Below are 25,543 nucleotides of genomic sequence, written 5' to 3' on the forward strand. Positions count from 1 at the left end.
GCTCCTCAACCCACCGCCGGAATCGGCGCCGGAATCTGGTCCGGCTCCGGTTCGGGAATCGGCACGGGGATCGGCTTGATGATCCGTGCACGCGCGTCGGCCGCCGTATGCCACAGGTTCCAGGCCATCACGACCATGCCCGACAGCACCAGCAGGCCGCCCATCCAGCGGATCAGGTACATCGGCTTGATCGCGATCAGGCTGTCGAGGAAGGAGTAGGTGAGCGAGCCGTCCGCATTGGTGGCGCGCCACATCACGCCCTCGGTGACGCCGGCCGTCCACATCGAGCCGATGTACATCAGCAGGCCCATGATGTGCAGCCAGAAATGCACTTCCATCGCCTTCTGCGAATACATCGCCGGCCGGCCCAGCGCGCGCGGCGCCATCGCGTAGAGCGAGCCGATGGTGATCATGGCCACCCAGCCGATCGAGCCCGAATGCACGTGGGCGATGGTCCAGTCGGTGTAGTGCGACAGCGAGTTCACCGTCTTGATCGCCATCATCGAACCTTCGAAGGTGGCGGCGGCGTAGAACACCAGCGACATCACCATGAACTTGGCGGCGGCGTCGGTCTTGAGGCGTGCCCACGAGCCGTTGAAGGTGAGCAGTCCATTGGCGGCCGAGCCCCAGCTGGGCATCAGCAACACCAGCGAAAACGCCATGCCGACCGACTGCACCCAGTCGGGCAGGGCGGTATACATCAGATGGTGCGAGCCCGCCCACATGTACACCGAGATGAGCGCCCAGAAATTGACGATGGAGAAGCGGTAGCTCCACAGCGGCTGCTGCGCCTGGCGCGGCACGAAGTAATACATCATGCCCAGGAAGCCTGCGGTGAGGAAAAACGCCACCGCGTTGTGGCCGTACCACCACTGCACCATCGCATCGACCACGCCCGAATACACCGGGTAGGACTTGGTCAGGCTGATCGGCAGCGCGATGTTGTTGACGATGTGCAGCAGGCCCACCGCGATGATGAAGGCGCCGTAGTACCAGTTCGCCACGTAGATGTGGCGGATGCGCCGCCGCGCCAGCGTGGCGAAGAACACCGCGCCGAACGACACCCAGACCACCGCGATCAGGATGTCCACGAACCATTCGGGCTCGGCGTATTCCTTGCTCTGGGTGATGCCCAGCGGCATGGTGGTCATGGCCAGCACGCAGACCAGCTGCCATCCCCAGAAGGTGAGTTCGGCCAGTCTGGACATGGCCAGTCGGGTGTGGCCGGTGCGCTGGACCACGTAGTAACAGGTACCCATCAGGGCCGAGCCGCCGAACGCGAAGATCACGCCGAAGGTGTGGTCCGGCCGGATGCGGCTGAAGGTCAGCCAGGGCAGGTCGAAGTTCAGCGCGGGCCACATCAGCTCGGCGGCGGCATAAACGCCCACCGACATGCCGATGATGCCCCAGACGGCGGCCGCCAGCAGGAACAGACGCACTACCTTGTCGTCGTAATACTCGGTATTCGGCATGGGAATTCCGCCCTGGTCGATGGCAGGATGTTGCGCCGCACGGTCGTCGCATATCGATGACCTAAGTCAAAATTTGTAGGACATGGCTGCCATGTGCGGCGGCGTATTGCCTCAGTCCGGTCGGAAGCGTGCCCAGAGCCACGCGCGATTTTGACTCCCATCAATGCCGGCGCCGGCGGCGCTGATGCAAGCTTGGCGCTCGCCCTGTGAGTGCGGCCATGACCCACGTCGTCACCGAGAACTGCATCAACTGCAAGCACACCGACTGCGTCGAGGTGTGCCCGGTGGATTGTTTCCACGAGGGTCCGAACTTCCTGGTGATCGATCCGGACGAATGCATCGACTGCACGCTATGCGTCGAGGAATGCCCGGTCGGCGCCATCTATGCGCAGGACGACGTGCCCGCAGGTCAGGAACTGTTCCTGGCCCTGAATGCGGAGCTGGCCAGGCAATGGCCGGTGATCGACGCCAAGATTCCCGCGATGCCCGAAGCGGCAGCCTGGGACGGCCGCCCGCACAAGCTGCCCCTGCTTATTCGCTGAGCGCCCGGATCAGCTGGCGCTTGCCCGCCAGCGGTTGTAGGCAAAGCCGAGGGCAAGCATCAGCGCCACCGCCAGCTGCGCCAGCAGCGACTGCCAGGTCGGATAGACCCCGAGGACGTCGATGGAAGGCACCGGCGCCACGGTGACGGCGGTCCAGCCTGCTTCCTGCAGCGCCGCTACACCATTGCCGGTCAGCACGATAGCGAGTAGTGCGATCACCAGCGAACTCAGCGAGAAGAACAGTCCCAGCGGCAGGCGCTGGCTGGTGCGCAGCAGGATCCAGGCGATCAGGCCGAGGATGATCGAGCCGACGACGATGCCCGCCAACAGCCACTGGCCCTGGCCTTCGTTCCACAGCGCCGTGTAGAACAGGATGGTTTCGAACACCTCGCGATAGACCGAGATGAAGGTCAGGCCGAACACGAACCACGCCGACTTTCGATCGAGCGCGGTCGCCATCTTCGCCTTCAGGTACGACTGCCAGCGGCCACCGATGCTCTTCTGGTGCATCCACAGTCCCACCGCCAGCAACACGCCGGCGGCAAACAGTGAGGACAAGCCTTCGGTCAGTTCGCGGCTGGCTCCACTGATCGAAATCGCATAGCTCGCTACCGCCCACGTGGCGGCACCTGCCAGCAGCGCAAGGATCCAGCCAGCGTGTACATAACGCGTCGCGTCGTGGCGGTCCGCCTTGCGCAGGAAGGCGAGCAAGGCGACCACCACGAGCAAAGCTTCCAAACCTTCACGCACAAGAATGGTGAGTGCACCGATGAAGGTCGTCGTCGGACTGGCAGCACCAGCGGCAAGCAGCAGCTGCGCCTGGGCCAGCAACTGATCGACGTCGTGCGACTGCGTGGCGACGGCATCGCCGGCCGCAGGCTGCGAGAGCGCGGTGCGATACGCGCCCATCGCCGTTTCGATGCGTGCGCGCAGGGCGGCATCGCGTGCATCGAGCTGCGCCTCCACCGGTTCGACACCGTCGAGATAGGCCGATAGCGCGAGCTGCCGTGCTTCTTCGGTCTTGCCCTTGCGGTAGGCGTCCACGCTATCCGCCACGCGCGTGCGGGCCAGCGGCAGGCCGGCCAGCGCTTCGTGCACGGCCTGCGGATGCGCACGCAGATAGCCGACCACGAGCCGCGCCTGGGTGACGCCGATGGTGTCAGCCAGACTGGAAACGCGTGCACGGGCCAGTTCATTGGGCGATGCGATGGCGCCGCGGGCGCGCGCATCGCCATGCCAGGCCTGCTCGCCCTGGCTGGCCGCCTCGGGATAGGCCAGCGTGCCCACGTAGTAGGCCAGCGACCAGCGCTCATCGCTGGAAAGCGTCTGCGCATAGCTGGCCATCGGCGTGCCGGCGACGCCCTGGGTGATCACTTCGTAGAGCGACAATGCACTGCGCTGATCGGCGCGCGCCGCGTTGGTGAAATCGATCGGGCGCGGCGAAAGCTGCAAGCCGGCGGGGCCATCACCATGTCCGGTGGCGCCATGACAAAGCGCGCATTGCGCCTGGTAGACGGCAGCGCCGTGCGCGAGGTCCGGTGCCTTGCTCGGGGCGGTGGGAATCGGATAGGCCTGCAGCAGGCCATCGGTCAGCGCGTGCGCCGCGCGCGCGACGTCGGCCTCCGATGCTTTCGCATCGATCAGCGCCACCAGGGTGTCGGCCTGCTCGCGCAACGCGGGCGTGGCGGGCGATGTCGGCAAAGCCTGCACGCGATTGCGCGCATGGCGGGCAAACTCGCGCATCTCGTCGTATTCGGACGCGCTCACCACTTCGCCATGCTTGACCGCGCCCGCATAGTCGGCGGCGAGGTAATCAAGCATCTGCCAGGTCTGCGGCACGCTCGCTGCGGGATCGTCCGGCGCGGATTGCGCGTGCACCGGCGCGCTGGCCAGTGCCAACGCGAGGATCAGGGCGGGGAGGGTGCGCAGCACTTCACAAATGCGATTGATTCTCATCTGTGAAGTGTACTCCCATCATCGGGCTTGCGTCGTCCGGGCAGGCGGACGCAGCGTTCGATGCATCGTCACGATGCGATATGCAGGGGACCGAGTACGCGCGAGGGATGATCGATGTTCAGGCGGCCGTGGCCGATGCCCATGCTCAGGCCCTGCGCCACGCGCTCGGCGGTGCCGATGAAGAGCTCCGCCGCCGATGCGTCGAACACCTCGCGTGCCGTTTCACGCCAAAGGGCCAGCCAGCGATGGAACAGTTGTTGCCCAAAGGCGGGCAGGGCGCGGTGCACGCCCATCGGATTGCCGTGATAACGGCCCGAGCGCAACACGATGGACGACCAGAAATCGCGCAGGACTTGCTTGTGGGTGATCCAGTCGTGGATGGCCGCGTTGAACACGGGGCCCAGTTCCTCGTCCGCGCGCACCTTGTCGTAGAAGCGATCGACCAGGGTGGCAATGCCGATCTCGTTTGCTGCAGGAAAAAGCGCCATAGCGTGCTGTCTTTGGTAGGCGTGTCAGCCGGGTGCGCCGTCACGTCGAGGGGTGAGATAGATCCATAGCGACCGCGCCACCCAGGGCGCCATCGCCAGCAGCCAGAGCGAGGCCGCCGCGATATACCAGGGCCATGGCTGCAAGGTGGCCTCGGCGATCACGCGTATCAAGGCCACCAGCTGCATGCCGACGAAGGCGATCCACGGGATCGGGCCCATCGCCAGCGGACGCCCGGAGTGACCGTGGGTGACGCGCGTCACCATGGCCACCAGCATGGAGCTGAAGAATCCGATGGTCAGTGCATGCAGCGGCGCCAGTGCACGGGAATTCACACCGGTGACCAACACATGGATGCTGTCCGCGGTGTACAGCCCGAATGACAACGGCAGCCACGCCAGTGCGACATAAAGCACCAGCAACAAGCCTGGCCGCTTGGCCTTCCACGGCTGCCAGGCCAGCCACTGCCACAACAGCAGCGCGGTCATCGGCGCATCCGCCAGCCAGCGCCAGCCGGAGGCATCGAACAGATCGAAGCCCACATGGGTGAGGCCCAATAGCCAGACGGCGAGCAGCGACCAGGTCGGACGCACCACGCGATAGTCCGGCACCACGTTGCCGGTGAAGAACGGCACCATGCGGTGCGCCACCGTGAAGTAAGTCGGCAACAGGAAGCCAAACGTGCCGATGCGATGGGCTGCCGGTATCCAGCTCGGTGGTGCGCCCAGACTCGCGCAAAGCACGAGGCCCAGGCCGATCGCGCCAAACGCCAAAGCACAGCAGGCCGAGCGTGCCCACACGTCGCGATAGCCATGTCGGCGCAAGCGGTCGCCCAGGTTCCATAACGCGATGAGCCAGCCCAGCAGCATCGCACCCAGGCCCCATGGCAGCGCCCGCGGCACGCCGAGGGCTGCAGCGAGTACGAGCACGGCCCCTCCCAGCATCAGGCCGAACACCATGGCGTAGACCCGGCGCGCGATGACTTGGACGTTCATCCATCGCGGAAACACGGTGAGCAGGAAGCCCATCACGAAGGGCGCCAGGGTGGCGTATTGCATCAGCACGCCGTGCGTCCATCCCACCGGCAGCGGTTGCGCCGGCAGCTGCCAGCCCCGCCAAGCCGCCAGCAAGACCCATAACCACCACAGCATGCCGGCGGCGAGCAGGCTGGCGCCGACGAAGAACATGGCGCGATGGGGCGCGGCCAGCAGGGTTGGCAGGGTGATGCGATCAGAGGGAGCGGAGCGGGTGTCGGAGGGCATGCTGGGGATTCGCGCGATGCGCAGGGGCTCCAGTGTCGCGACAGGCAGGCTCAGGGCGCTCTGATCTGGGTCAGAAATGGGGTTTCCGTCGATCCATTGGCTTCCGTGGCGGGCCGCCGGGCAAGTGGGATCTGCCAGCGCCTGGCGGGGACCGCGAATGAGGCGGCATGTTGCAGTCTTGTAGCAAGGATGCCGGTGATGGCCTCCGCCTGGAACAGGCGCGGACGCCTTTGGCTTATGGACGTCCGTTTGCTGCAGGCGCTTGTGCTACTGTCGGCCCAGAGGCGAGGGGGCCACCATGCGCAGGCTTTCCCAGTACGGACATCCCAAGGCGTCCGGCGAAACCGTTGAAGTCGACGACGGCTCGGCCACGATGCCTCGCGAAACGGGACACGCGCCAGCATCAAGGCGGGCCAGGCGCGAACGACCTCGAAGCCAGCGGCGGTCCGCGGCGCCTGATCAGTTGCCGCCCTGCGTGGGCTGTGACTTTGCCGGCCAGTGCCTGCTTGCGCTTGGACACCACGATGCTGAAGCCGGATCGCATCATGAGGTGGTGCGGCGGACGTGGTCCTGTGCGGCAGGCGATGTGGTGATCCGGCGCGGCGATGCCTTGCGCGAGGTCCATGTGGTCCGCACGGGCGGCGTCAAGGTGTTCGTGGTGGCCAGCGATGGGCGCGAACAGGTGCTGGGCTTTCATCTGCCAGGCGAACTGGTGGGGCTTGCCGCGATCCATCTGGGCAGCCATCCCGGCGACGTGGTGGCGTTGGAGTCGACGCAGTTCTGCGGGCTGTCCTTCGAGGATGTGCTGAACGTGTCATCGCACGAGCCGCGGGTACAGCAGCAACTGCTGCGCCTGATGAGTGGCGAGCTGGGCAGGGCGAGCCAGCTGGCCGGCGACCTCAATGCCGAGGAGCGTGTGGCCTCCTTTCTGCTCGACCTGCAACGACGCGGCTCACATCATCGGAACAACGACCGCCCGCTGCGCCTGACCATGTCGCGCACCGACATGGCCAACTACCTGCGCCTCGCCGCCGAAACGGTCAGTCGCGTGTTCAGCCGATTCCGCGCCCGAGGCTGGCTCGATGTGACGGGGCGCAACGTGCGCCTGCTCGATGCCGAAGCGCTGCATCGCGTCTGCCGAAACTCGCCCGGGGCGGGTTCCTGAGTTTCACGCAGGGTGTGGTGTCCCAGTGACTTCAAGCACGGGTGTGCCGTGGCTGGCCCGGCGCATGCTTGGTGCGGTTACTGGAGGATCACCATGTTCAAGCGATCGCTCGTCGTTGGAATGCTTGCCGGTGCGGCGTTGGTGGCGGTACTGCCGGGTCATGCGGCCGAGGCGCCGTCCGCCTTGCGCGACGAACTCGTGCGTACCACGCAGCTGTTGATGGATGCGCTCCCCACGGGCGACAAGGCCATCTGGGAGAAGGCGGTCACCGACGATGCGGTGATGATCGATGAGTTTGGCCGTGTTGCCAGCAAGGCTGAAACCATCGCCTCATTGCGCCCATTTCCTGCCGGCATTACCGGCAGCATGGAGATGCTCGATCCGCACGCCTGGGTGCACGGCGACAGTGCGCTGCTGAGCGTGGAGCAGTACGAGCGCGAAACGTATTTTGGACAGACGTTCGTGGTTCGCTACCGCGCCTTGCTGACCTTTGTGAAACAGTCGGGCGAGTGGAAGGTGGCAGGCTTCGAGGACGTGACCATTCCCACGGCGCCGCCGAAAATCGATGTGCCGGGTCTGGTCTTGAGCGATTACGCCGGCACCTATCGTTTCGCGCCCAATCGTGCCTGGACGGTTTCGGTGGACCATGGCGTGCTGGCCTATGTCACGCGCCCAGGCGGTCCCGTGAACACCCTGCAGCCCGTGGCCAAGGATGTGTTCATGGGCACGGATGACGAGCGCAACCTGCTGGTCTTCCAGCGCGACGCCCACGGCAAGATCACCGCGCTGATCGAGCGGCGCAAGTTCAACGATCTGCGGCTGAACAGAGAGGGTTGAACGCGATGCGTCGCGGATCGGGAGTTGCAGGCCCCTATTTGTAGGAGCGCACCCTGTGCGCGACCCGCCGGCGAAGCGGCACATCCAGGCGCCGCGGTCGCGCACAGGGTGCGCTCCTACAAGGCTTGATCTCAGCCCGGCCACGCCGAATCAAGGATCACGCTGCAGAAATTGCCGCGGTGGAAATGCGGCTCCTTCAGGGCCATCACATCGGCTTTGACATTGCCGAAGGTCGTTTCGGGCTTGCGGCGTATGCCTTGGTAGAACGCCTCGATAATGTCCTGCTTGAACTGCGGGCTGCGCGGATGGGCTTCCACCACGGTGGCGCGATCGCCGTCGGTGACGTTGGGGAAGCCCAGGCCCAGTACGTCCATTTCCACGCCGGCAGTCAGCAGCGCGATTTCAGGCCGCATGAATTCGGGTATCCCTGGCGTGGTGTGCAACGCAATCGAGGTCCACACCAGTTCGATGCTCTGCTGTGCAATGCCATGACGACGCAGGAAGTCCGCCGCCGCGTTGGCGCCGTCCACTTCGAAGCGTCGGTCCGCGCTGCTGTGCGCGGGCATCAGTCCCATGTCGTGGAACATCGCCCCGATGTAGAGCAGTTCGGCATCGAAGCTGAGCTGCTTCCGGCGGCCGGTGAGAGCGCCGAACAGGAACACGCGGCGCGAGTGGTGGTACAGCAGATCGGTTTCGGTGTCGCGCACCAGGTCGGTGACTTCCCGGGCGAGCTGGCTGTCCGGTATGGCAATGCCTGCAATGGCGGTCATGATGGATGCTCCGTGGTGGCCGGCATACGGCATGCCGCCCTCGCAGCTATTGGAGCGCCGAAATGGCCCGTCTTGATTTGACTCAAAGTAGCAAATAATGCCATTTTGTCGCCAGGACGGACGCGTGTCGGAGGCGCCATGATCCGCACCATCGCCATCCTGGCCTTTCCCGGCGTGCAGCTGCTGGACGTGTCCGGTCCGCTGGACGTGTTTGCCGAAGCGAATCGACGCTTGGGCAAGACGGTTTATCAGCCGCTGGTGGTGGGCACCTCCACCCGTGCGATCGAGAGTTCGTCCGGCGTGCGGCTGATGCCGGACCTGACCCTGCGCGATCCTCTCCCTCGCTTCGATACCGTGCTCGTGGCCGGCGCGCCCGGCATGGCCCATGCGCCGGTTCATCTCAGTGCATTGGACTGGCTGCGGCGCGCCGCCAGGCGCAGTCGGCGCTATGGCTCCGTGTGCAATGGCGCGCTGGTGCTGGCGGCCAGCGGCCTGATCGACGGGCGTCGCATCACTACGCACTGGGGCGTGGTCGAGGTGATGCGCGAGCGTCACCCGCAGATCCAGGTTGAGCCCGATGCGCTCTATCTGCGCGATGGTCCGGTGTGCACCGCGGCGGGCGTGACAGCGGGCATGGATCTCGCGCTGGCCCTGGTCGAGGAAGACCTTGGCCGCGACGTGGCGATGCAGGTGGCCAGCGAGCTGGTGATGTTCTTCAAGCGTCCCGGTGGGCAATTGCAGTTCAGCCGGCATGGCGAAGCGGAGCTCGCGGGGCACGCGGCCATCCAGGAACTGCAGCGCTGGATCGGCGCGCATCCCGGCGAAGATCACTCGGTGGCGGCGTTGGCGAAGCGTGCGGGTTTGAGTCCACGTCATTTCGCCCGCGTGTTCCATCAGGAAGTAGGCGTGCCGCCTGCCGAGTATGTGGAACAGGTGCGGGTGGAAGCGGCACGTCGATTGCTGGAACTGGGGCAGGAGCCGCCCAAGCGCGTGGCCGATATGTGCGGCTATGCGGATGCCAATGGCCTGCGTCGTGCCTTCATGCGCCAGCTGGGCGTCACGCCTGCGGACTATCGACGCATGCATCGGCCGGCTGTCGTCACTGAGCAATAATCGACTCAGCGGCTGCGCGGGCGATATTTGAGAAAGCGCAGCGTGGCGCTTTCGAGCTTTCTCGATTGATGCGCCACCGATGCGGGCACCAGGCGATGCAGGCTGCCATCCTTCCATCCTTCGAACGCCTTGGGATGGATATACGAAGTGCGGCAGACCTTGGGCGTATTGCGCAGCGCATCGGCCACCTCGCGGACGACCAGGTTGATCGCCTCCTGCAACTCGCGCTCGCTGGCGTCGACCGGCGTGGGTGCCTCGGCAAGCAGGCCGATCGCCATCACCGTGCCGGCCCAGGTACGAAAATCCTTGGCGGTGAAGTCGCCGCCGCCGGCTTCGTGCAGATAGTCGTTGACCATGCCCGAGTCGACGGCATGGCGCTTGCCTTGATCGTCGACGTATTGAAACAGTCGCTGCCCCGGCAACTGCTGGACGCGACGCAACAGGCGCGCCAGCCGTTTATTGCCGAGTGTCACGTCGCTTTGACGGCCGCTCTTGGCGGGGAAAATCAGGTGCAGCTTGCCTGCTTCGGTACGCAGGTGGCGCGAGCGCAACGTGGTGAGGCCGTAGCTGCCGTTGTCCGCGGCATAGGCTTCGTTGCCCACGCGGATCAGGGTTTCATCCAGCAGCCGCACCAGCAGCGCCAGCACCTTCTCCTTGGGCCAGCCGGGCAAGGCGAGATCGACACGAACACGCCGCCGGATACGCGGTAGCGCCGCCCCGAATTCGGCCATATGCGAAAACTTGCCGCCATCGCGCACGCGGCGCCAACGTGCGTGGTAGCGATACTGCTTGCGTCCCTTGGCATCGCGCCCGGTGGCCTGCAGATGGCCGCGTGGGTTGGCGCTGATCCAGACGTCGACATAGGCCGGCGGTATGGCGAGCAGGCGGATGCGATCGAGCACGCGCGCCTGGGTGATGCGATGCCCGCGGGCGTCGAGATAGACAAAGCCCTTGCCCTGGCGTCGCCGGCGCAGGCCGGGTTCGTCGCCGCGCATGTAGACCAGCCCTTCGGACGCGGCATCGCGTTCGGGGCGGCTGGCAGCCTGCTTGTTCACGGTCATGTGTGGAGGCTTTCACGCGCGACGTGAATCGCCTGATTGGCTTTTGTGACCTTGGCATGGGCTCCGGTTGGGGCGCTGCCTGTGCAACCATCACCGGCATGGATGAATTCGTCATGCCCAGGACGCTCAGCAAGGGGCGTACCTTCGTCTATATGCTGCCGTGGCGGGAACAAGACCTGCTGAAGGTCGGCTACTCGCGGCAGCCGCTGGTGCGCATGCGCAGCCTGCATCGGCGGTTTTTCGACGTGTTCGATCTGGATCGCGGACTGCTGCTTGAAACCGAGCGGCTTGCGCAGGCGCGCCAGGTCGAGCGCAGCATCCTGCTGCGGCACGCCCAGCAGCGTTCGCCCGCGCCGCTGGTGATACCCGATGCCGCCGCCGGCTACAGTGAATGGCTGCGCGGCGTGTGTCCCGAGGTGACCGCCGAATTGCAGGCGGTGTCGGCGCGCGATGACTTGCCCCTGCACACGCTCAAAAGCTGGCTGCAGCAGTGGTTCCTGGACCAGGGCGACGTGCTCTACGAGTGGTCGCTGCGCATGCTGGAGGCGATCGAGTACGAGGCGTTCAATGTGCCGCGTGAACTGCAACGGGGTGATGCGGCCCGTTCGCTGGCTTATGTGATGGATGCCTGCGAGGCGGTCGACCTGCCGCTGGCCGACCTGTTTCCGGATAGCGTGCTGGCGTGGCGCGGGCGGTTTTAGGCAAGACGCCTCGCTCGCAAAAATCCCACATCGCCGTGATGAATCCGGGCTTACGCTGCGCGCATGAAGCCCAATCGACTACGCCTGGAACGCAGCCTCGACGAACTGGATATCGAAGTGTCCTCGTTGCTGCAGGCGCATCCCTCGGCGACCGAATTCTGGCCGCGCTTCGCCGAACTTGCCGACGAGCTGATGCAACGCAGCGATCCACTTGATCAAGACTGGTTGACCGCGCGCATCGGCGCCATGCTGAGCACGCACGGGGTGCAGGGGTGTTACCCGATGTTCTAGTGGTCATTGCTCCACCTGGATGCGCAGATCATTGTCGCCGCGTTCGCGGAAGGTCACCACGCGCCCGCCAATGCGTTCGAAGCCCAGGTCCAGTTGCGCACCGGCCACCTCCAGGCCGTTGACGACCAGTCGGTCGATGCCCTGGGGCAGCCGTGGGCGGCGCACGTGCACGATGCCGCGGCGGCCGTCGATCTCCACGCCCAGGCAGGCCTGCATCAGCATGAACATGGTGCCGGCGGCCCAGGCCTGCGGCATGCAGGCCACCGGATAGGCCACCGGAGGCTCGCCGGCGCGGCGCGGAAAACCGCAGAACAGTTCCGGCAGACGCATGCCGAAATGCGTGGCGGCCTCAAAAGTTTCTCCGACCAGGCGCACCACATCGGCGCGCTCGCCGTATTGCGCCATGCCGGCGGCGCCCATGGCGACGTCGTGCGGCCACACGGAGCCGTCGTGATAGGACATGGGGTTGTAGCGTGCCTGCTCGTTGGCCAGCGTGCGGATGCCCCAGCCGCCGTCGAAGGCCGCCGAACAGAGCTGGCGGATCACCTGGCGCGCCCGTTTCTTGCGCGGCAGTCCGGTGTACAGCAGATGTCCCACATTGGAGGCGCGCACGCGGCATAGCGAATCGTCGCCGTCGCGGGCGATCGCGTAGTTGGCCATCTCCTCGTCCCAGAACAGCTCCTCCACCGCGTGCCGCATGGCGGCGGCGCGCGTGCGCCAGCGCATCGCGCAATCGCTGTCGCCGCGATGTTCGGCCAGCTTGGCCATGCTGCGCAGCGCGGCATAGACATAGCCCTGGACCTCGATCAGGGCGATCGGTCCCTGCGGAATGCGCCCGTCTGCGTGAAAGACGGAATCATTGCTGTCCTTCCAGCCTTGATTGACCAGGCCGCCCTCGGCGCCGCGCGCATAGGCGAGAAAACCGTGGGCGTGCGCATCGCAGGTGGTTTCAATCCAGCCCATGGCGGCCTTGAGTGAGGGCCACAACTGGTCGATGAAGGCGTAATCGGCGGTGCGCTGCGCATAGGCGCCGGCCAGCATGACGAACAGCGGTGTGCTGTCCACGCCGCCGTAGTAGAGGCCGAACGGCACTTCGCCCAGCGAGGCCATTTCACCTGAGCGCGTCTCGTGCATGATCTTGCCCGGCGCCGAATCGCGAAACGCCGAGGTTTCCGTGGCCTGCCGACTGGATAGATACGCCAGCACGCCGCGAGCCAGGCTGGGATCGACCCACAGCGTCTGCAGCGCCGTGATCAGGCCATCGCGTCCGAACGGCGTGGAAAACCACGGAATGCCCGCGTAAGGGTAGGGGCCGGTAGGCAGGTCGGCCACCAGCAGCGCGATGTCGGCACGCGAGCGATCCAGCCAGTTGTTGAACAGGCGCGAGTTGCTCTTGAGACAGGCGCCACGATGACGACGGCGGCGCATGGTGGCACGCGCTGCAGCGGCTGCAGCGCGATAGCGCTCGCGTGTGGGCTGCAGATATTCGTCGCCCACCTCCAGGTAAAGCGAGGTGCTGCCCAGTCGGGGAATGGCCAGTTCGAAGTCTGCCCGCTGTGCGCCCAGGTGCTGCGGCTTGCCGGAAAACGAGATCACCGTGCTGCGCAGCACCTCATCGAGTCCGCGATAACCCAGCTTGACGTGGTCGCCATGGAGCTCGGCGGGCAGCGCCTCGCCGCGCTGCTTGCGGGTCATGCCGCGCACTTCGAAGATGTCGCGAAAATCGGCATGAAAGCGCAGGCGCACCAGCACCGTCAGATCGCTGTCGTCGAAATTGTGCAGGTGGATCTGCTCGAACAGGCGGTTGTCCCACAGCAGCCTGGTGCGTTGCACATGGATCACGCCCGCCGGCGCGGCCTTGCCGCCGGTCGGCGGCAGGGGCTCATTGGTGAGGTCGGCGGTGAACAACACGTTGTCGTGGCTGACCGCGCCGCTGAGCAGCGAAGGGCGCTCGCCGCCCAGCTCAAGGATCAAGTGCGAGAGCACGCGGGTATCGTTGCGGAACATGCCCTCGGCACCGCCCAGCATATCGCCGCGTGCGTCGCTCACGGCAAAGCTGTGCGCCGCCTTGAGCGCAAACATGGCACGCGTTTCGCCGATGCTGAGGCTGTCGGTTATCTCATTGGGAGTAAACGCGTCTTCATTCATCCGCTCAGGTTCCTACCGCGCGAAGATCGGCCGACTCCATCAAGGCCTGGCGGTAAACCGTCTCATAGGCGGCCGCCATGACGTCGGCAGTGAAGCACCGTTCGAAGACGCTACGGATACTCTTGCGGTTGAGCCTGGGGATGCGTTTGACGGCTTGGACCGCTTCGTCCTCACTGTTTACTATGAAGCCGGTCAAGCCATCGTCGACGACGCTGGGCACCGATCCGCAGTTCCATGCGATCACGGGTGTGCCGCAGGCCATCGCCTCGATCATCACCAGCCCGAACGGCTCGGGCCAGTCGATGGGAAACAGCAGGGCGCGCGCGTTGCCCAGGAAGGCCTCTTTTTCGGCGTCGCTGATCTCACCCACGTACTGCACCAGCGGATCGTCGAGCATCGGCGCGATATGCTCGTGGAAATACGCCTGATCCACCGCATCTACCTTGGCCGCGATGCGCAGCGGAATGCCGGCACGCCGGGCGATGGCGATCGCACGATCCGGGCGCTTCTCCGGCGAGATGCGTCCGAGGAAGGCCAGATAGCCCTCGCCCGATTGAGGGTGGGCACGATAAAGCTCGGCCGGTATGCCGTGCGGCACGGTGGCGATCCACGATGCATGGGGCATCGGCGCGCGCTGCTGCCGGGAGATCGAGACCAGCGGATATTGTGGCCAGCGCGCATAGGCATCGCCCAGGTCGGACAGGTCCAGGCGGCCATGCAAGGTGGTGATGGTGCGCGAGGCCACCGCTTCGAACGCGGGCAAGTGCAGCAGGTCGATATGGAAGTGCAGCACATCGAATCGATCGATCTGTCGCTGCACCTCGTGCAGCAAGGTCAGGTGCGCGGCCAGATCGGATTTCAGCGGCGAGGGGTCGAGCCGGATCGACTGCGCGCGCGTGGCACACAATCGCGCCCGGGTCTGGGCATCGGCGCTGGCGAACAGGGTGACGTCGTGGCCGCGCCTGACCAGGGCGTCGGTCAGGTAGGCGACGATGCGCTCGGTACCACCATAGAGTTTGGGCGGAACCGATTCATAGAGCGGTGAGATCTGGGCGATACGCACGGTCACCTCGCTGGTGGCGGACGGCGCCGCGTGGCGTCATCGATGGGATAGCGCATCCATGCGGGAGGCCGGGCGATTGGCGTGCGGCGAGCGAGCCAGATGGCTGCATGCGTTCAATCGGCGAGGCTGGTATCGCGGCGCTTGCGGTTGATGTGGTGCTTGCGCGGGGCGGTGTGGGTCCGTGCCTTGGACTTTGCGTGGTTGATAGTGGAGCCTGCGTGGAGACGATGTTTGACGCCATCGTTTCTGGAAAAAAGAACGGCCGCCGATCGCTCGGCGGCCGTCGGATTCGCGCCTGCTGCCGATGTATCAGGCCATGGCGAGAGTCGTGCCGGATGCCTTGGGTGTGGCGCCCTTGGCGGCGGGCGAAAGATCGGCAAGGCGATAACCTGCTGTCGGCAACGTGTGCATCAAGGGATTGGCGAACGGCTTGTCGATCGCGCGGCGCAAGATATAGAGGTGCGAGCGCAAGGTATCCGAATCGGGCAGCGATTCGCCCCAGACCTCGCGTTCCAGGCGCGAGCGGCTGACCACGCGCGGCGACTCGCGCATCAGGATGGCCAGCAGGCGCAAGCCGATCGGCGACAGCGTGAGTTCCTGCTCGGCACGCGTCACGCTCAGCGTGCCGGTGTCGAAGGTGAGATCGCCCACGGTGAGGACCTCACGCGATACCTGGTGACGCTCACGGCGGATGAGCGTGCGCAGGCGTGCTTCCAGCTCGCGCAGATCGAAGGGCTTGCACAGGTAATCGTCCGCACCGGTGTCGAGGCCGGCGACCTTGTCGTCCAGCGTATTGCGGCCGGTGAGCATCAGAATGGGCGCGGCCAGCTTGTGTTCGCCGCGCAGGCGACGGCAGACCTCCAGGCCATCCATGCCGGGCAGCATCCCGTCGAGTACGACGGCGTCGTAATCGTTGGACGAGGCCAGGTGCAGGCCGGTGATGCCATCGTAGGCATAATCCACTGTGTAACCCTGGCTTTCCAGGTATTCACCCGTGGCCTGCGCGTTCTGGCGGTTGTCTTCCACCAGGATGACGAAACCGGATCGACGTTTCTTGGCGTGCATATCATTGCCCCCACTGTGCTGTACGTGGTGAATGACCGGATCAGATCGTTCCGGTCGTGAGCCACGTGTGAAAACCTCGTTGCCGGCGCTGGGCCGAGTCAGCTGGCGTCAAACTCGCCATAGGCTCAATGAACGCGAGCCTCCGCAGCGGTCGAGATGTCGTCCGCATTGTTGCGTTTGAAGACGTCTTTGGCCACGTCTTTTTGCTTGCCGCTTTCGGTATGCACGGAGATGAGGATATTGCCCTCGCGGATCTTCGCATCGTAGCGCTTGGCTTCGAATTCAGGCATGCCCAGTCCGACCAGACTGCCGACCACACCGCCGGTCGCGGTGCCGACGGCGGCGCCGCTGAGGGCCGCCATGATCGGACCGGCCGCAATGAAAGGCCCGGCACCCGGTATCGCCAATGCGCCGACACCGGCCAGCCAACCGAGCGCGGCGCCCACGCCCATGCCGGCGATGCCGCCCGCGGTCGCGCCTTCGGGCGCCTTGGTGTTGTGTTCGTGGGCAAAATCCTTGGTGCCGCGTCGATCCGGAAGCAGGGCGGAAATATCGTTATTGGTAAAACCGGCCTGCTTGAGTTCCAGCAGGATCACTTCAGCCTGCTCCGAAGTGCGGGCCATGCAATAGACGGACGTTTGCATGCAGGGTTCTCCTGGTTCGATGGATGGGCGGTGATGGAGCGCAGCTCAGTACTGCTCCTGATGGCAGCGGCGCTCGGTGGTGTAGGTGGCGTTCTTGTCCTGATGCGATTTCTGCACCTGGTTGCCCACCACGCCGCCAGCGACGGCGCCGCCGACCGTGGCGAGCGTCTTGCCCTTGCCGCCACCGACCTGATTGCCGAGCACGCCGCCGGCCACGGCGCCAATGGCGGTGCCTGCGACGCGATGGGTGTCGCTGGAATTGACCTGCTTCACCGGCACGTCTTCGCACACGGTGCGGGTCTGCGTCTGCGCAAACGTGGCGCCCGTGAAGGTCGCCAGGATGATGGCGAGGGAAGTGATGGCACGCGTCTTCATGCGTCGGTCCTCCGTTGGCGTGACGACGAGAATTACGCGCCGACAAGTGACCAGCCGGTCAAATTTTGATGGTGCAAGTCAGCTGCGGTTGCACTGTTCGCAGCGATGCGTACAGGGTGATGAATCGTTCCGATACGGCACGCCGTGAACGCGGGCATTCACGCGGATCGTGCACGCAGTTCAATCGGCAATGGCGACGATGAATGCGTCCATGCAGGAGTCGCACGATGATCGTCGAGAAGTTCGTCATGGTTGCCGCGCACGGTGAAGTGCCGGCGCCCACGCCTGATCCGGTCAAGCCGCCGGCCCCGCCCAGCCCGGTCGAACCGCCCGCGCCGCCGGAGCCGCCGATGCCCACGCCGGCGCGTCCGCCCTTGACCGATCCCGAGCCGCAGCCACCGGCCGTGGGCGATCCGGTGCCGCCTCCCGAGCAGCAGCCGCAGATGTGATCAAGCAGCGAGGGACGGCATGCCGTCCCTCGCTGGTCATCGCTACGAGCGTAGCGTTGCCGGTGGTTTATTGCACCGCGTGCTTGATCGCACTCATCTGGTCATGGCCCTGGCGCACCGAGGTATAGGCCTGCTGGATGGATTCGCGCGCCGAAAGCGAGAGCTTGTCGTCCTTGAGCGCTTCATCGTACTTCGCCTTGATGTGATCTTCGCCGCGTTCCACTTCCGCGATCACCGCCTTGTCGCCATGGCTCATGGAGCTGCGCAGGCCGGTGAACATGCGATGGGCCGATGCGAGCACGGTGCCGTCATCGGCCGGCTCGCCACCTTCGCGACGCACGGCCTCGCGCAGGCGCGCAGCCACCTGGCGGCGCTCGGCGGCGCGGGTAAGGAAGAGATCGCGAAACTGGGCGTTCTCGGCATCCTTGGCGGCCTCGGCATAACCGTCGACGCTGTCGATGGTGGTTTCGATCAGGCCGTTAAGCACCTTGATTTCGTGGTCGTGCTGACTCATGGGGATAGCCTCGTCGTGGGGTGTGCGTTGACCATGGCGATCCGCTCGTGAGTGCACTGCCGCTCAAATGTGAAACATCCGAAGCGAGGCGAGGATCTGCACGTTGCGTTTGGCTGGCGTTGCAAGAGTGTTGAGCGCATCACATCCAGCTGACACGTTCGCGACGTGATGCATAACGTGCGGCCGCTACAACATTCAACGTGCAAGGCACAGGAGACTTTTGGCCAGATGAGCCGTTGAATCACCATGACCAAGAATCGCGACAATCTCGATAGCGATCTGGATCGACTGCAGGGCTATGCGCAGGCACTGGCCCGGAAATATCCGGAGCCGCCGTTGTTCTGGCAGGAGTTCTCAGGCCTGGCGGAAGAGGTGCTGCGCAATGCCGCGCGCGACGATCACGATTGGGTGCTGCAGCGCATTCGATGCATGGTGGCCGAGGTCGGCATGGGCGCGCCGCCAGCACCGTGATCGATCAGGCCGCCGCCTTGGCCGTCGCTTCGATGGCCGCCAGCAGGGAACGGCGGTCGTAGGGCTTGTTGAGGTAATGATTGCCCGATGCCAGCCAGGCGGGATCGGGTATCGCCTCGCCCGAGGTCATCAGGATGCGCAGCCCGGGATGGGCAAGGCGCGCGAGACGCGCCAGCTCCGTGCCGTTCATGCCGCCCGGCAGATTGATATCGGTAAACAGCACGTCGGGCTGGCCTTGCTTGAGCCACTCGCTGGCCAGTTCGCCGCTGGCCATCGCATGCACGAGATGGCCTTCCGACTCCAACAGCACGCTGGCAATGGTGCGGATTCCGTCATCGTCTTCGACGAGCAGGATGGTCAGGACGTGATCGGGGTTCATGGAGTCGCTTGCTGGACAAAAGGCCGTAACCGATCTGTCTAAAGGCGGGAACGTCAACAGCGTGTCAAATTTCCATACACACGGAAGTTTTCCTCGACGCCTATTCCCAAGCTACGCATGATCCCTGATGATGAATGAATTGAATGGGGAGACTGCCTTATGTCGATACTCAAGCCGGCAACCATCGACGCGATCAAGCACCACCAATCCGCCTTGCTGGACGGTTGGATCGCGAACCTGCAGCAGGGTGGCTCGCTGTCGGACAACCGCATCAGCCGCGACGACGTGAGCCGCCAGGCAAAGGAGTTTCTTGCCTTGCTGGTGAGCGCCTCGGTCGCCGGTGATGTGGCCGACCTGGCCAGGACTGAATGGTCCGAGTCGCGCCAATTCCTCGAAACGCTGTCGCGCAGCCGCGCGATGCAGGGTTTCGATTCGCATCACACGGCGCACTTCATCTTTTCGTTGAAGCGCCCTCTGTTCGATCTGCTGCAGAAGACTTATGCGAGCGATCCCATGGCGCTGTCGGCCGAGCTGTGGGCCATCTCCGAGCTGCTCGACACCCTGGGCATGCACACCATACGCGCCTTCCAGAAGTCGCGCGAAGAAGTGATCAGGCGCCAGCAAGAGGAGCTGCTCGAGCTTTCCACGCCGGTGGTCAAGCTGTGGGACGGGGTGCTGGCCTTGCCGATGATCGGTACGCTCGATTCGCAGCGCACGCAGGTGGTGATGGAATCGCTGCTGCAACGTATCGTGGAAACCGGTTCGGATATCGCCATCATCGACATCACCGGCGTGCCCACGGTCGATACGCTGGTGGCCCAGCACCTGTTGAAGACGGTGACGGCGATCCGGCTGATGGGCGCCGATTGCATCATCAGCGGCATCCGGCCACAGATCGCGCAGACCATCGTGCACCTGGGTCTTGACCTGGGAGGCATCGTGACGAAGGCCAACCTGGCCGACGCGCTGGCACTGGCGCTCAAGCGCTCGGGCCTGAGCGTGACGCGGGCCGAGTAAGCTCATGGATCGCATTCCCATCTTGCGCATGGGCAGCTTTCTACTGGTCACCATCCAGGTGGACATGCATGACCAGCTCGCCATGACCTTGCAGGACGACTTGTCCGCCAAGATCAGCGAAACCTCCGCCAAAGGGGTGCTGATCGATATCTCCGCGCTCGACGTGGTCGATTCCTTCATTGGCCGGATGATCGGCATGATCTCGGGCCTGTCGCGCATCATGGATGCCGAAACCGTAGTGGTCGGCATGCAGCCGGCCGTGGCCATCACCCTGGTGGAACTGGGGCTCACCTTGTCCGGCGTGAGCACGGCGCTCGATGTCGAGCGCGGCATGAAACTGCTGCGCGAGCGCGTGCAGTCCCAATGAGCACGCCGCGCAGTGGAACCTACGCCATCCGCTCCGAGCAGGACGTCGTGCTTGGCCGCCAGGCCGTGCGCAAGCTGGCGCAGGAGTGCGGCCTGCGCCTGGTGGATCAGACCAAGCTGGTGACCGCGGTGAGCGAGTTGGCACGCAACGCCGTCATTTACGGCGGTGGCGGCGACATGGATTGGACGATCGTCGAAGAGGGCGCGCGCAAGGGAGTGCAGCTGGTTTTTCGCGACACCGGCCCGGGCATTGCCGATCTGAAGCAGGCCATGACCGATGGCTGGACCTCCGGCACCGGTCTGGGACTGGGACTGGCCGGCGCCAAGCGGCTGGTCGATCAATTCGAAATCCAGAGCGCGCCAGGGCAGGGTACGCGCGTCACCATCACCAAATGGAACTGACGCTGCCCGGGTCGCTGGGCGCGGCCATCGTGATCGATGAAATCACGCAGGTCGGTCAGGCACGCCGCTGCGCGCAGCAGTTGGCCGACGAAGCGGGCTTCGACGATGCCGATGGTGGACGTGTCGCGCTGGTGGCGACCGAGCTGGCCACCAATGTCATCAAGCATGGCGGTGGCGGCGTGATCTACCTGCGGGAAATCCCCGGGAGGCGCACGCGCGGCGTCGAGATCATTGCCGTGGATCGCGGCCCTGGCTTCAGTCTTGCCAATTGCCTGCCCGATGGATTTTCCACCGGGGGCACCCAGGGTATCGGGCTCGGTGCGGTGGTACGCCAGTCGCAGGTGATGGATGTCTATGCCGACAGCCGTGGTTCGGTGGTGCTGGCCCGTTTCTATCCGCGCCAGCAGGCCGATGAAGACCTGCGTTTCGGCGTGAGCCAGACGGCGCTGCACGGTGAAACGCTTTGCGGCGACGGCTGGGCGCTGGCGAACAAGGACACCACGTGGTCGTTCCTGATGGTGGATGGGCTGGGGCATGGCGAGGCGGCGTCGATGGCGGCAGCGGCCGCCGTCCAGGCCTTTGTCGCACAGCCACTGGGCGAACCCGCCGCGCTGATGGTGGACCTGCACCAGGCCATGATGGGTACCCGCGGAGGCGCCGTGGCGCTGGCGCGGGTGGATACTGCCCAGGGCACGCTGCGCTTTGCCGGCATCGGCAACATTGCCGCGTCCTTGATTACGATGGAGTCCGCGCGTGGCCTGGCCTCGCATCCGGGTATCGTCGGCGCGCAGTTCCGGCGCGCCCAGGCCTTCGATTTCGGCGATATCATCGGGCAGCTGCTGATCATGCATAGCGATGGCCTGCAGTCGCGTTGGCGCATGGCCGATTATCCGGGCCTGTTGCAGCGGCACCCGGCGGTGATCGCCGCGGTACTGCATCGCGACTTCAGCCGGGGTCGCGACGACGCCACCGTGATGGTGATAGCCCTGGAGCGGCCGCATGTCTGAATCCATCAAGCCCGGGTCTCCGGCCTCCGAGAGAGAGGAGCTGGAGCGGCTGCGCGAGGAGTCGGCCGCGCTGCGCGCCGAGCTGGAGGAAACCAACCAGGGCGTGGTCGCGCTTTACGCCGAGCTGGACAAGCAGGCCGAGCAGTTGCGCGAAGCCTCCGAGCTGAAGAGCCGCTTCCTGTCCTATATGAGCCACGAATTCCGTACGCCGCTGGGCTCGATCCTGAGCATTGCGCGCATCATGACCGACGAAATGGATGGGGCGCTCTCGGAAGAACAGCACCGGCAGGTCAGGTACATCTCCAACGCCGCGCGCGAACTGAGCGACATGGTCGACGACTTGCTGGACCTGGCCAAGATCGAGGCGGGGCGTATCACCATTTCGCCGGCCTGGTTCGACATGGTGGATTTGTTCTCCGCGCTGCGCGGTACCTTCCGCCCGATCACCGAGATGACCGATGCCGACCTCATCTTCGAAGATCCAGAAGGCATGCCCAGGCTTTACACCGACGATCGCAAGGTGGCGCAGATCCTGCGTAATTACATTTCCAATGCCTTGAAGTTCACGCCGCGCGGCACGGTGAAAGTATCGGCCCACCTGCAGGATGACGGCACCGTGTGCTTTGCCGTGCGCGATACGGGCATCGGCATCCCCGAGGACCTGCAGCAGGATCTGTTCAAGGATTTCAGCCAGCTGGAATCGCCGCTGCAGAAGCGCCTGCGCGGTACCGGCCTGGGCCTGGCGCTATGCAAGCGCTATGCGGAATTGCTGGGTGGCCATGTCGGCATGGAGAGCAAGCCGGGCGAGGGTTCGGTGTTCTTTGTGGTTCTTCCGCGTACGCTGCCGGAGGCTGCTGTCGATGCCACGCCATAACCCGCTGCTGATCGTCGACGACAACGCCGCCACGCGCTACGCGATGCGGCGTGTGCTCGAACGCCATGGCTACCCCGTGATGGAAGCGGGCACGGGCTCGGAAGGTCTTGCCTTGATGGCGCAGAACGCGTTCGCCGCCTTGATCCTGGATGTGAATCTTCCCGATATCAGCGGTTTCGACATCGTGCGCCATCTGCGCAGCCAGGCGACCACGCGCCTGCTGCCGGTGATCCACGTGTCGGCGGCGTCGATCGAAACCAACGATCTGATCACCGGGCTGGATGCGGGCGCCGATGCCTATCTGATCCATCCGGTGGACCCCGACGTGCTGCTGGCGACGCTGCGCACCTTGCTGCGCGTACGCATTGCCGAAGACGCATTGCTGGAGAGTGAGGCCCGCTTCCGCGAGATCTTTACCAGCGCCATCGCGCCGATTGCGGTAATGGACTCGGGCCTGGTGGTGCATGAGGCGAACGAAGCCTTCATGCGTTTATTGGATGGTGCGGTGGATGAAGGCAAGCTGCCCACCGCGTTCGAGCTCAATCAGGACGACGCCCTGGAGCAATTGCGTACGCATCTGTCCGAGCGCAAGCGTTGGCGCGGCACGTTCTCCATGCGCATTCGCGGCGTCCCGCGTTATATCGAGTGGCGTATCGCGCCCTATCGCGCGCCGGATCTTGGCCTGGTCTTCGTCGAGGACGTCACCGAGCAGTGGCGGCGCGAGCAACGCCACGTGGCAGCCCTGGCCTCGGTCAACACCAAGCTGGCCCAGGAAATCGCCGAGCGCGAACGCACGGAGTCGCAGCTGCACCAGGCCATGAAGATGGATGCGCTGGGCAAACTGACCGGCGGCATCGCGCACGACTTCAACAACCTGCTCACCACCATCATCACCGGCATCGACCTGATGAGCCGCCATGTCGCCGAGGGGCGCGTGGAAGGCGTGCAGCGCTTTGCCGACATGGCGCTGGGTTCGGCGCGCCGCGCCGTGTCGCTGACGCATCGCCTGCTGGCCTTTGCGCGCCAGCAGCCGCTCGATCCCAAGCCGGTGGACATCAATCACCTGGTGCGTTCGCTGGGCGACCTGTTGCGCCGGACCATCGGCGAGCATATCGAACTGCGCTTCGACCTGATGGACGGCACCGGCATCGCCAAGGTCGATGCGAACCAGCTGGAGAACGCCATCATCAACCTGGTGATCAATGCGCGCGACGCCATGCCCAATGGCGGCGAGATACGCGTGCTGACCTCCACCGTCAGCCTGCAAGGCGATGGCGAGTTGCCCGATGGCGACTACGTGCAGGTGGCCGTGATCGACAACGGCACCGGCATCGAGCCCGACGTGCTGGAGCGCGTGTTCGAGCCGTTCTTCTCGACCAAGCCGATCGGCAAGGGCACGGGCCTGGGGCTGTCGATGATCTACGGATTCTCGCGCCAGTCGGGCGGACGCGTGGCCATCTGCAGCCAGAAGGGCGTGGGCACCGAAGTGCGGCTCACCCTGCCACGAGGGCAATTGCAGGTGGAGGAAGAAGTCGATGCCGCGACCGACTGGCCGCAGGGGCAGGGCGAAAGCATCCTCATCGTGGAAGACAACACCTCGCTGCGTGCGCTGGCACGCGAGCTGCTGTCCGATGCGGGTTATCACTGTACCGAGGCTGAGGATGTGGATGCCGCGCTGCGCGCCTTGCGTGGCGATGCGGCGATCCACCTGCTGCTGACCGATGTCGGCCTGCCGGGCATGAATGGCCGGCAGCTTGCGGAAGCGGCGCGGGCGTGGCGACCGGCCTTGCCGATCCTCTTCATGACCGGCTATGCCGAGCGTGCGTTGACCGGCGAAGAGTTGCTCGACGAAGGCATGGATATCCTGATCAAGCCCTTTGAGATCGATCAGCTGCTGACCAAGGTGCGCGGGATGCTCAACTGAGCGGGCCCACTGGAGCGTGAATGCGCACGTGCTGCGCATGCGTCCTTGCCGCTCTTCTAACAAGTGGCGCATGCAGCTGAAGACGGGTTCACGGGAACGGTGTGCTTTCTTCTATTTTCACAGGATGGGCACCGCTCGATTCCTAAAAACGTCCTGTCGCAATTCGGCGGCGCTGGAGGATGTTATGGATAAGAATCGCGTTGAAGGCACCAAGCATGAAGTGAAGGGCGCTATCAAAGAAGGCGTCGGCAAGGTCACCAACAATCCCGCCAAAGAAGCCGCAGGCAACATCGAAAAGAATGCTGGCAAGATCCAGAAGGAAATCGGCAAAGAGCACGATCGCCAGCGCGACTTCGACAAGCACCACTAACTAGTACGCTCCAACAGGGAGGGCGGCGCTCGGCCGGGCGCCGCTACTCTTTAGTTAGCCCGGACTGATTTCCCTGAGCACGTCGGCGCAGCGCACACTCTCGCTGGCCATGCGCAGCAGCAGCGCGCGCAGATGCTCATCGTCGCGTCCGCACGGGGTATCCAGCGCCAGATCCGTCAGCAGCACGATATTGCTGAGGATATTGTTGGCGCGGTGCACGGCGTCCATCGCCGCACTGGACGCTCCGTTGTCCCCGCCCAGTATCTGCCAGCACAGCAGCGGCCACATCAGCAGGCGAATTTCCGTCAGCAGGGCGATCGTATCGGTGACATCGACGTCCTCGTGGGTGAAGTAGACGCCCAGCGAGCCGAATTTCATCGGACCCTGCTGCAGGGCCACGGTGGCGCCACCGGCAATGCCCAGGTGGGCAAGCCAGGGATCGCGACTGAGCATGCTGCGTTCGAGCGCGACCGGCGAGGGCGCGCCGAACACCTGTTCGATGGTGCTGCCGCCGAGCGGATAGAGATCGCGCGAGAGGGATTGAGCACTAGGGCCATAGGACGACGCCAGCGAGCCATGCGTGCCCGCGCCGTTGAGGCGCAATACCAGGCAGACGTCGGCGCCCACTTGTTGACCGATGGTGGCGAGCAGCCACTGCATGGCCTCCGTCGCCGAGGGTCGGCCGAAGGCTTCGCCGATCCAGCCGGGGATGGCGCTGCTGAAGCTCGACGGCGATGTATTCATGGCTTGCCTGCAGTCACCTTGGTCGGTGACGGAGAAATCAATCAGTGAGCTGCCGCGTGACCGGGTATCCGAACC

At 64.8% G+C, this 25,543-nt stretch carries 29 protein-coding genes; 15 read left to right on the forward strand and 14 right to left on the reverse strand.

The genetic code is table 11. From position 1 onward, the window contains the following. Positions 1-5: 5 nt before the first annotated feature. Entirely contained in the window at positions 6-1,472 is a 1,467-nt protein-coding gene (gene ccoN, locus Y882_RS05355) for a cytochrome-c oxidase, cbb3-type subunit I (protein WP_046970852.1), read from the reverse strand. Positions 1,473-1,690: 218 nt separating this feature from the next. On the opposite strand from ccoN, the gene fdxA reads away from it, so the two are divergent. Continuing rightward, on the forward strand, positions 1,691-2,014 hold the full coding sequence (gene fdxA, locus Y882_RS05360; protein WP_046970853.1) for a ferredoxin FdxA: 324 nt from the start codon (positions 1,691-1,693) through the stop codon (positions 2,012-2,014). 9 nt (positions 2,015-2,023) lie between these two features. Here fdxA and Y882_RS05365 read toward each other — a convergent pair whose 3' ends face one another. The 3 genes from Y882_RS05365 to Y882_RS05375 all read right to left on the reverse strand — a co-directional run bounded on the left by Y882_RS05365 (position 2,024) and on the right by Y882_RS05375 (position 5,718). Beyond that, positions 2,024-3,946, reverse strand: coding sequence for an FTR1 family protein (locus tag Y882_RS05365; protein WP_046970854.1), 1,923 nt, complete (start codon positions 3,944-3,946; stop codon positions 2,024-2,026). Between the two features lie 92 nt (positions 3,947-4,038). Further along, on the reverse strand, positions 4,039-4,458 hold the full coding sequence (locus Y882_RS05370) for a group III truncated hemoglobin (RefSeq protein WP_046970855.1): 420 nt from the start codon (positions 4,456-4,458) through the stop codon (positions 4,039-4,041). Between the two features lie 24 nt (positions 4,459-4,482). Further along, complete coding sequence (locus tag Y882_RS05375; RefSeq protein WP_046970856.1) at positions 4,483-5,718, reverse strand: NnrS family protein; 1,236 nt, start codon at positions 5,716-5,718, stop codon at positions 4,483-4,485. A gap of 373 nt (positions 5,719-6,091) precedes the next feature. Here Y882_RS05375 and Y882_RS05380 point away from each other — a divergent pair, with 373 nt between their 5' ends. Both Y882_RS05380 and Y882_RS05385 read left to right on the forward strand, forming a co-directional pair. Then, a complete protein-coding gene (locus Y882_RS05380; protein ID WP_280136516.1) occupies positions 6,092-6,883 on the forward strand; it encodes a helix-turn-helix domain-containing protein in 792 nt (263 codons plus the stop codon). 93 nt (positions 6,884-6,976) lie between these two features. Next, on the forward strand, positions 6,977-7,720 hold the full coding sequence (locus Y882_RS05385) for a nuclear transport factor 2 family protein (protein WP_046970858.1): 744 nt from the start codon (positions 6,977-6,979) through the stop codon (positions 7,718-7,720). A gap of 131 nt (positions 7,721-7,851) precedes the next feature. Here the strand turns inward: Y882_RS05385 and Y882_RS05390 are convergent, their stop codons facing one another. Beyond that, complete coding sequence (locus tag Y882_RS05390; RefSeq protein ID WP_046970859.1) at positions 7,852-8,490, reverse strand: HD domain-containing protein; 639 nt, start codon at positions 8,488-8,490, stop codon at positions 7,852-7,854. A 138-nt stretch (positions 8,491-8,628) separates the two neighbouring features. Between Y882_RS05390 and Y882_RS05395 the strand changes: the two genes are divergently transcribed. Continuing rightward, the gene (locus Y882_RS05395) at positions 8,629-9,603 is read left to right on the forward strand and encodes a GlxA family transcriptional regulator (RefSeq protein WP_046970860.1); all 975 of its coding nucleotides are present in this window, start codon (positions 8,629-8,631) and stop codon (positions 9,601-9,603) included. 5 nt (positions 9,604-9,608) lie between these two features. Here Y882_RS05395 and Y882_RS05400 read toward each other — a convergent pair whose 3' ends face one another. Next, a complete protein-coding gene (locus tag Y882_RS05400) occupies positions 9,609-10,664 on the reverse strand; it encodes a DNA topoisomerase IB (protein WP_046970861.1) in 1,056 nt (351 codons plus the stop codon). 56 nt (positions 10,665-10,720) lie between these two features. Here Y882_RS05400 and Y882_RS05405 point away from each other — a divergent pair, with 56 nt between their 5' ends. Together Y882_RS05405 and Y882_RS05410 are read left to right on the forward strand one after the other, a co-directional pair. Continuing rightward, positions 10,721-11,365: a GIY-YIG nuclease family protein gene (locus tag Y882_RS05405; RefSeq protein WP_162207393.1), complete on the forward strand. Its 645-nt coding sequence runs from the start codon at positions 10,721-10,723 to the stop codon at positions 11,363-11,365. 63 nt (positions 11,366-11,428) lie between these two features. After that, positions 11,429-11,656, forward strand: a complete 228-nt coding sequence (locus tag Y882_RS05410) for a hypothetical protein (protein ID WP_046970862.1) — start codon at positions 11,429-11,431, stop codon at positions 11,654-11,656. 3 nt (positions 11,657-11,659) lie between these two features. On the opposite strand, the gene Y882_RS05415 is transcribed toward Y882_RS05410, so the two are convergent. The 5 genes from Y882_RS05415 to Y882_RS20855 form a co-directional block, all read right to left on the reverse strand. Further along, positions 11,660-13,804: an amylo-alpha-1,6-glucosidase gene (locus Y882_RS05415; RefSeq protein ID WP_046970863.1), complete on the reverse strand. Its 2,145-nt coding sequence runs from the start codon at positions 13,802-13,804 to the stop codon at positions 11,660-11,662. A 4-nt stretch (positions 13,805-13,808) separates the two neighbouring features. Next, on the reverse strand, positions 13,809-14,867 hold the full coding sequence (locus Y882_RS05420) for a glycosyltransferase family 4 protein (RefSeq protein ID WP_046970967.1): 1,059 nt from the start codon (positions 14,865-14,867) through the stop codon (positions 13,809-13,811). A gap of 309 nt (positions 14,868-15,176) precedes the next feature. Further along, complete coding sequence (locus Y882_RS05425) at positions 15,177-15,932, reverse strand: response regulator transcription factor (protein ID WP_046970864.1); 756 nt, start codon at positions 15,930-15,932, stop codon at positions 15,177-15,179. 125 nt (positions 15,933-16,057) lie between these two features. Then, entirely contained in the window at positions 16,058-16,576 is a 519-nt protein-coding gene (locus tag Y882_RS05430; protein WP_046970865.1) for a hypothetical protein, read from the reverse strand. 45 nt (positions 16,577-16,621) lie between these two features. Next, positions 16,622-16,951 carry a glycine zipper 2TM domain-containing protein gene (locus Y882_RS20855; RefSeq protein ID WP_052949695.1) on the reverse strand — a complete coding sequence of 110 codons (330 nt, stop codon included), beginning with the start codon at positions 16,949-16,951 and terminating at the stop codon, positions 16,622-16,624. Positions 16,952-17,178: 227 nt separating this feature from the next. On the opposite strand from Y882_RS20855, the gene Y882_RS05440 reads away from it, so the two are divergent. Further along, positions 17,179-17,400, forward strand: a complete 222-nt coding sequence (locus Y882_RS05440) for a hypothetical protein (protein WP_156171325.1) — start codon at positions 17,179-17,181, stop codon at positions 17,398-17,400. 67 nt (positions 17,401-17,467) lie between these two features. On the opposite strand, the gene Y882_RS05445 is transcribed toward Y882_RS05440, so the two are convergent. Next, positions 17,468-17,914, reverse strand: a complete 447-nt coding sequence (locus Y882_RS05445; RefSeq protein ID WP_046970866.1) for a ferritin-like domain-containing protein — start codon at positions 17,912-17,914, stop codon at positions 17,468-17,470. Between the two features lie 246 nt (positions 17,915-18,160). Here Y882_RS05445 and Y882_RS05450 point away from each other — a divergent pair, with 246 nt between their 5' ends. Further along, positions 18,161-18,385, forward strand: coding sequence for a hypothetical protein (locus tag Y882_RS05450; RefSeq protein WP_046970867.1), 225 nt, complete (start codon positions 18,161-18,163; stop codon positions 18,383-18,385). Between the two features lie 4 nt (positions 18,386-18,389). Here the strand turns inward: Y882_RS05450 and Y882_RS05455 are convergent, their stop codons facing one another. Then, positions 18,390-18,764: a response regulator gene (locus tag Y882_RS05455; RefSeq protein WP_046970868.1), complete on the reverse strand. Its 375-nt coding sequence runs from the start codon at positions 18,762-18,764 to the stop codon at positions 18,390-18,392. 159 nt (positions 18,765-18,923) lie between these two features. Between Y882_RS05455 and Y882_RS05460 the strand changes: the two genes are divergently transcribed. The 7 genes from Y882_RS05460 to Y882_RS20920 all read left to right on the forward strand — a co-directional run bounded on the left by Y882_RS05460 (position 18,924) and on the right by Y882_RS20920 (position 24,724). Continuing rightward, complete coding sequence (locus Y882_RS05460; protein ID WP_046970869.1) at positions 18,924-19,781, forward strand: STAS domain-containing protein; 858 nt, start codon at positions 18,924-18,926, stop codon at positions 19,779-19,781. Between the two features lie 4 nt (positions 19,782-19,785). Further along, a complete protein-coding gene (locus tag Y882_RS05465) occupies positions 19,786-20,148 on the forward strand; it encodes an STAS domain-containing protein (protein WP_046970870.1) in 363 nt (120 codons plus the stop codon). Continuing rightward, a complete protein-coding gene (locus Y882_RS05470) occupies positions 20,145-20,549 on the forward strand; it encodes an anti-sigma regulatory factor (protein WP_046970871.1) in 405 nt (134 codons plus the stop codon). Before Y882_RS05465 ends, Y882_RS05470 begins: the two co-directional genes overlap by 4 nt. Beyond that, positions 20,540-21,556 carry an ATP-binding protein gene (locus Y882_RS05475; protein ID WP_211259121.1) on the forward strand — a complete coding sequence of 339 codons (1,017 nt, stop codon included), beginning with the start codon at positions 20,540-20,542 and terminating at the stop codon, positions 21,554-21,556. The genes Y882_RS05470 and Y882_RS05475 overlap by 10 nt, the downstream gene beginning before the upstream one ends. After that, positions 21,549-22,430 carry a sensor histidine kinase gene (locus Y882_RS05480; protein ID WP_046970872.1) on the forward strand — a complete coding sequence of 294 codons (882 nt, stop codon included), beginning with the start codon at positions 21,549-21,551 and terminating at the stop codon, positions 22,428-22,430. The genes Y882_RS05475 and Y882_RS05480 overlap by 8 nt, the downstream gene beginning before the upstream one ends. Next, positions 22,417-24,354, forward strand: coding sequence for a response regulator (locus Y882_RS05485; RefSeq protein ID WP_046970873.1), 1,938 nt, complete (start codon positions 22,417-22,419; stop codon positions 24,352-24,354). The genes Y882_RS05480 and Y882_RS05485 overlap by 14 nt, the downstream gene beginning before the upstream one ends. Positions 24,355-24,424: 70 nt before the next feature. After that, on the forward strand, positions 24,425-24,724 hold the full coding sequence (locus Y882_RS20920; protein WP_342018510.1) for a CsbD family protein: 300 nt from the start codon (positions 24,425-24,427) through the stop codon (positions 24,722-24,724). A 54-nt stretch (positions 24,725-24,778) separates the two neighbouring features. On the opposite strand, the gene Y882_RS05495 is transcribed toward Y882_RS20920, so the two are convergent. Beyond that, positions 24,779-25,468, reverse strand: a complete 690-nt coding sequence (locus Y882_RS05495; protein WP_046970875.1) for a hypothetical protein — start codon at positions 25,466-25,468, stop codon at positions 24,779-24,781. Between the last annotated feature and the right edge of the window lie 75 nt (positions 25,469-25,543).

The organism is Dyella japonica DSM 16301 (genome assembly GCF_001010355.1).
Taxonomy (GTDB): Bacteria; Pseudomonadota; Gammaproteobacteria; order Xanthomonadales; family Rhodanobacteraceae; genus Dyella; species Dyella japonica.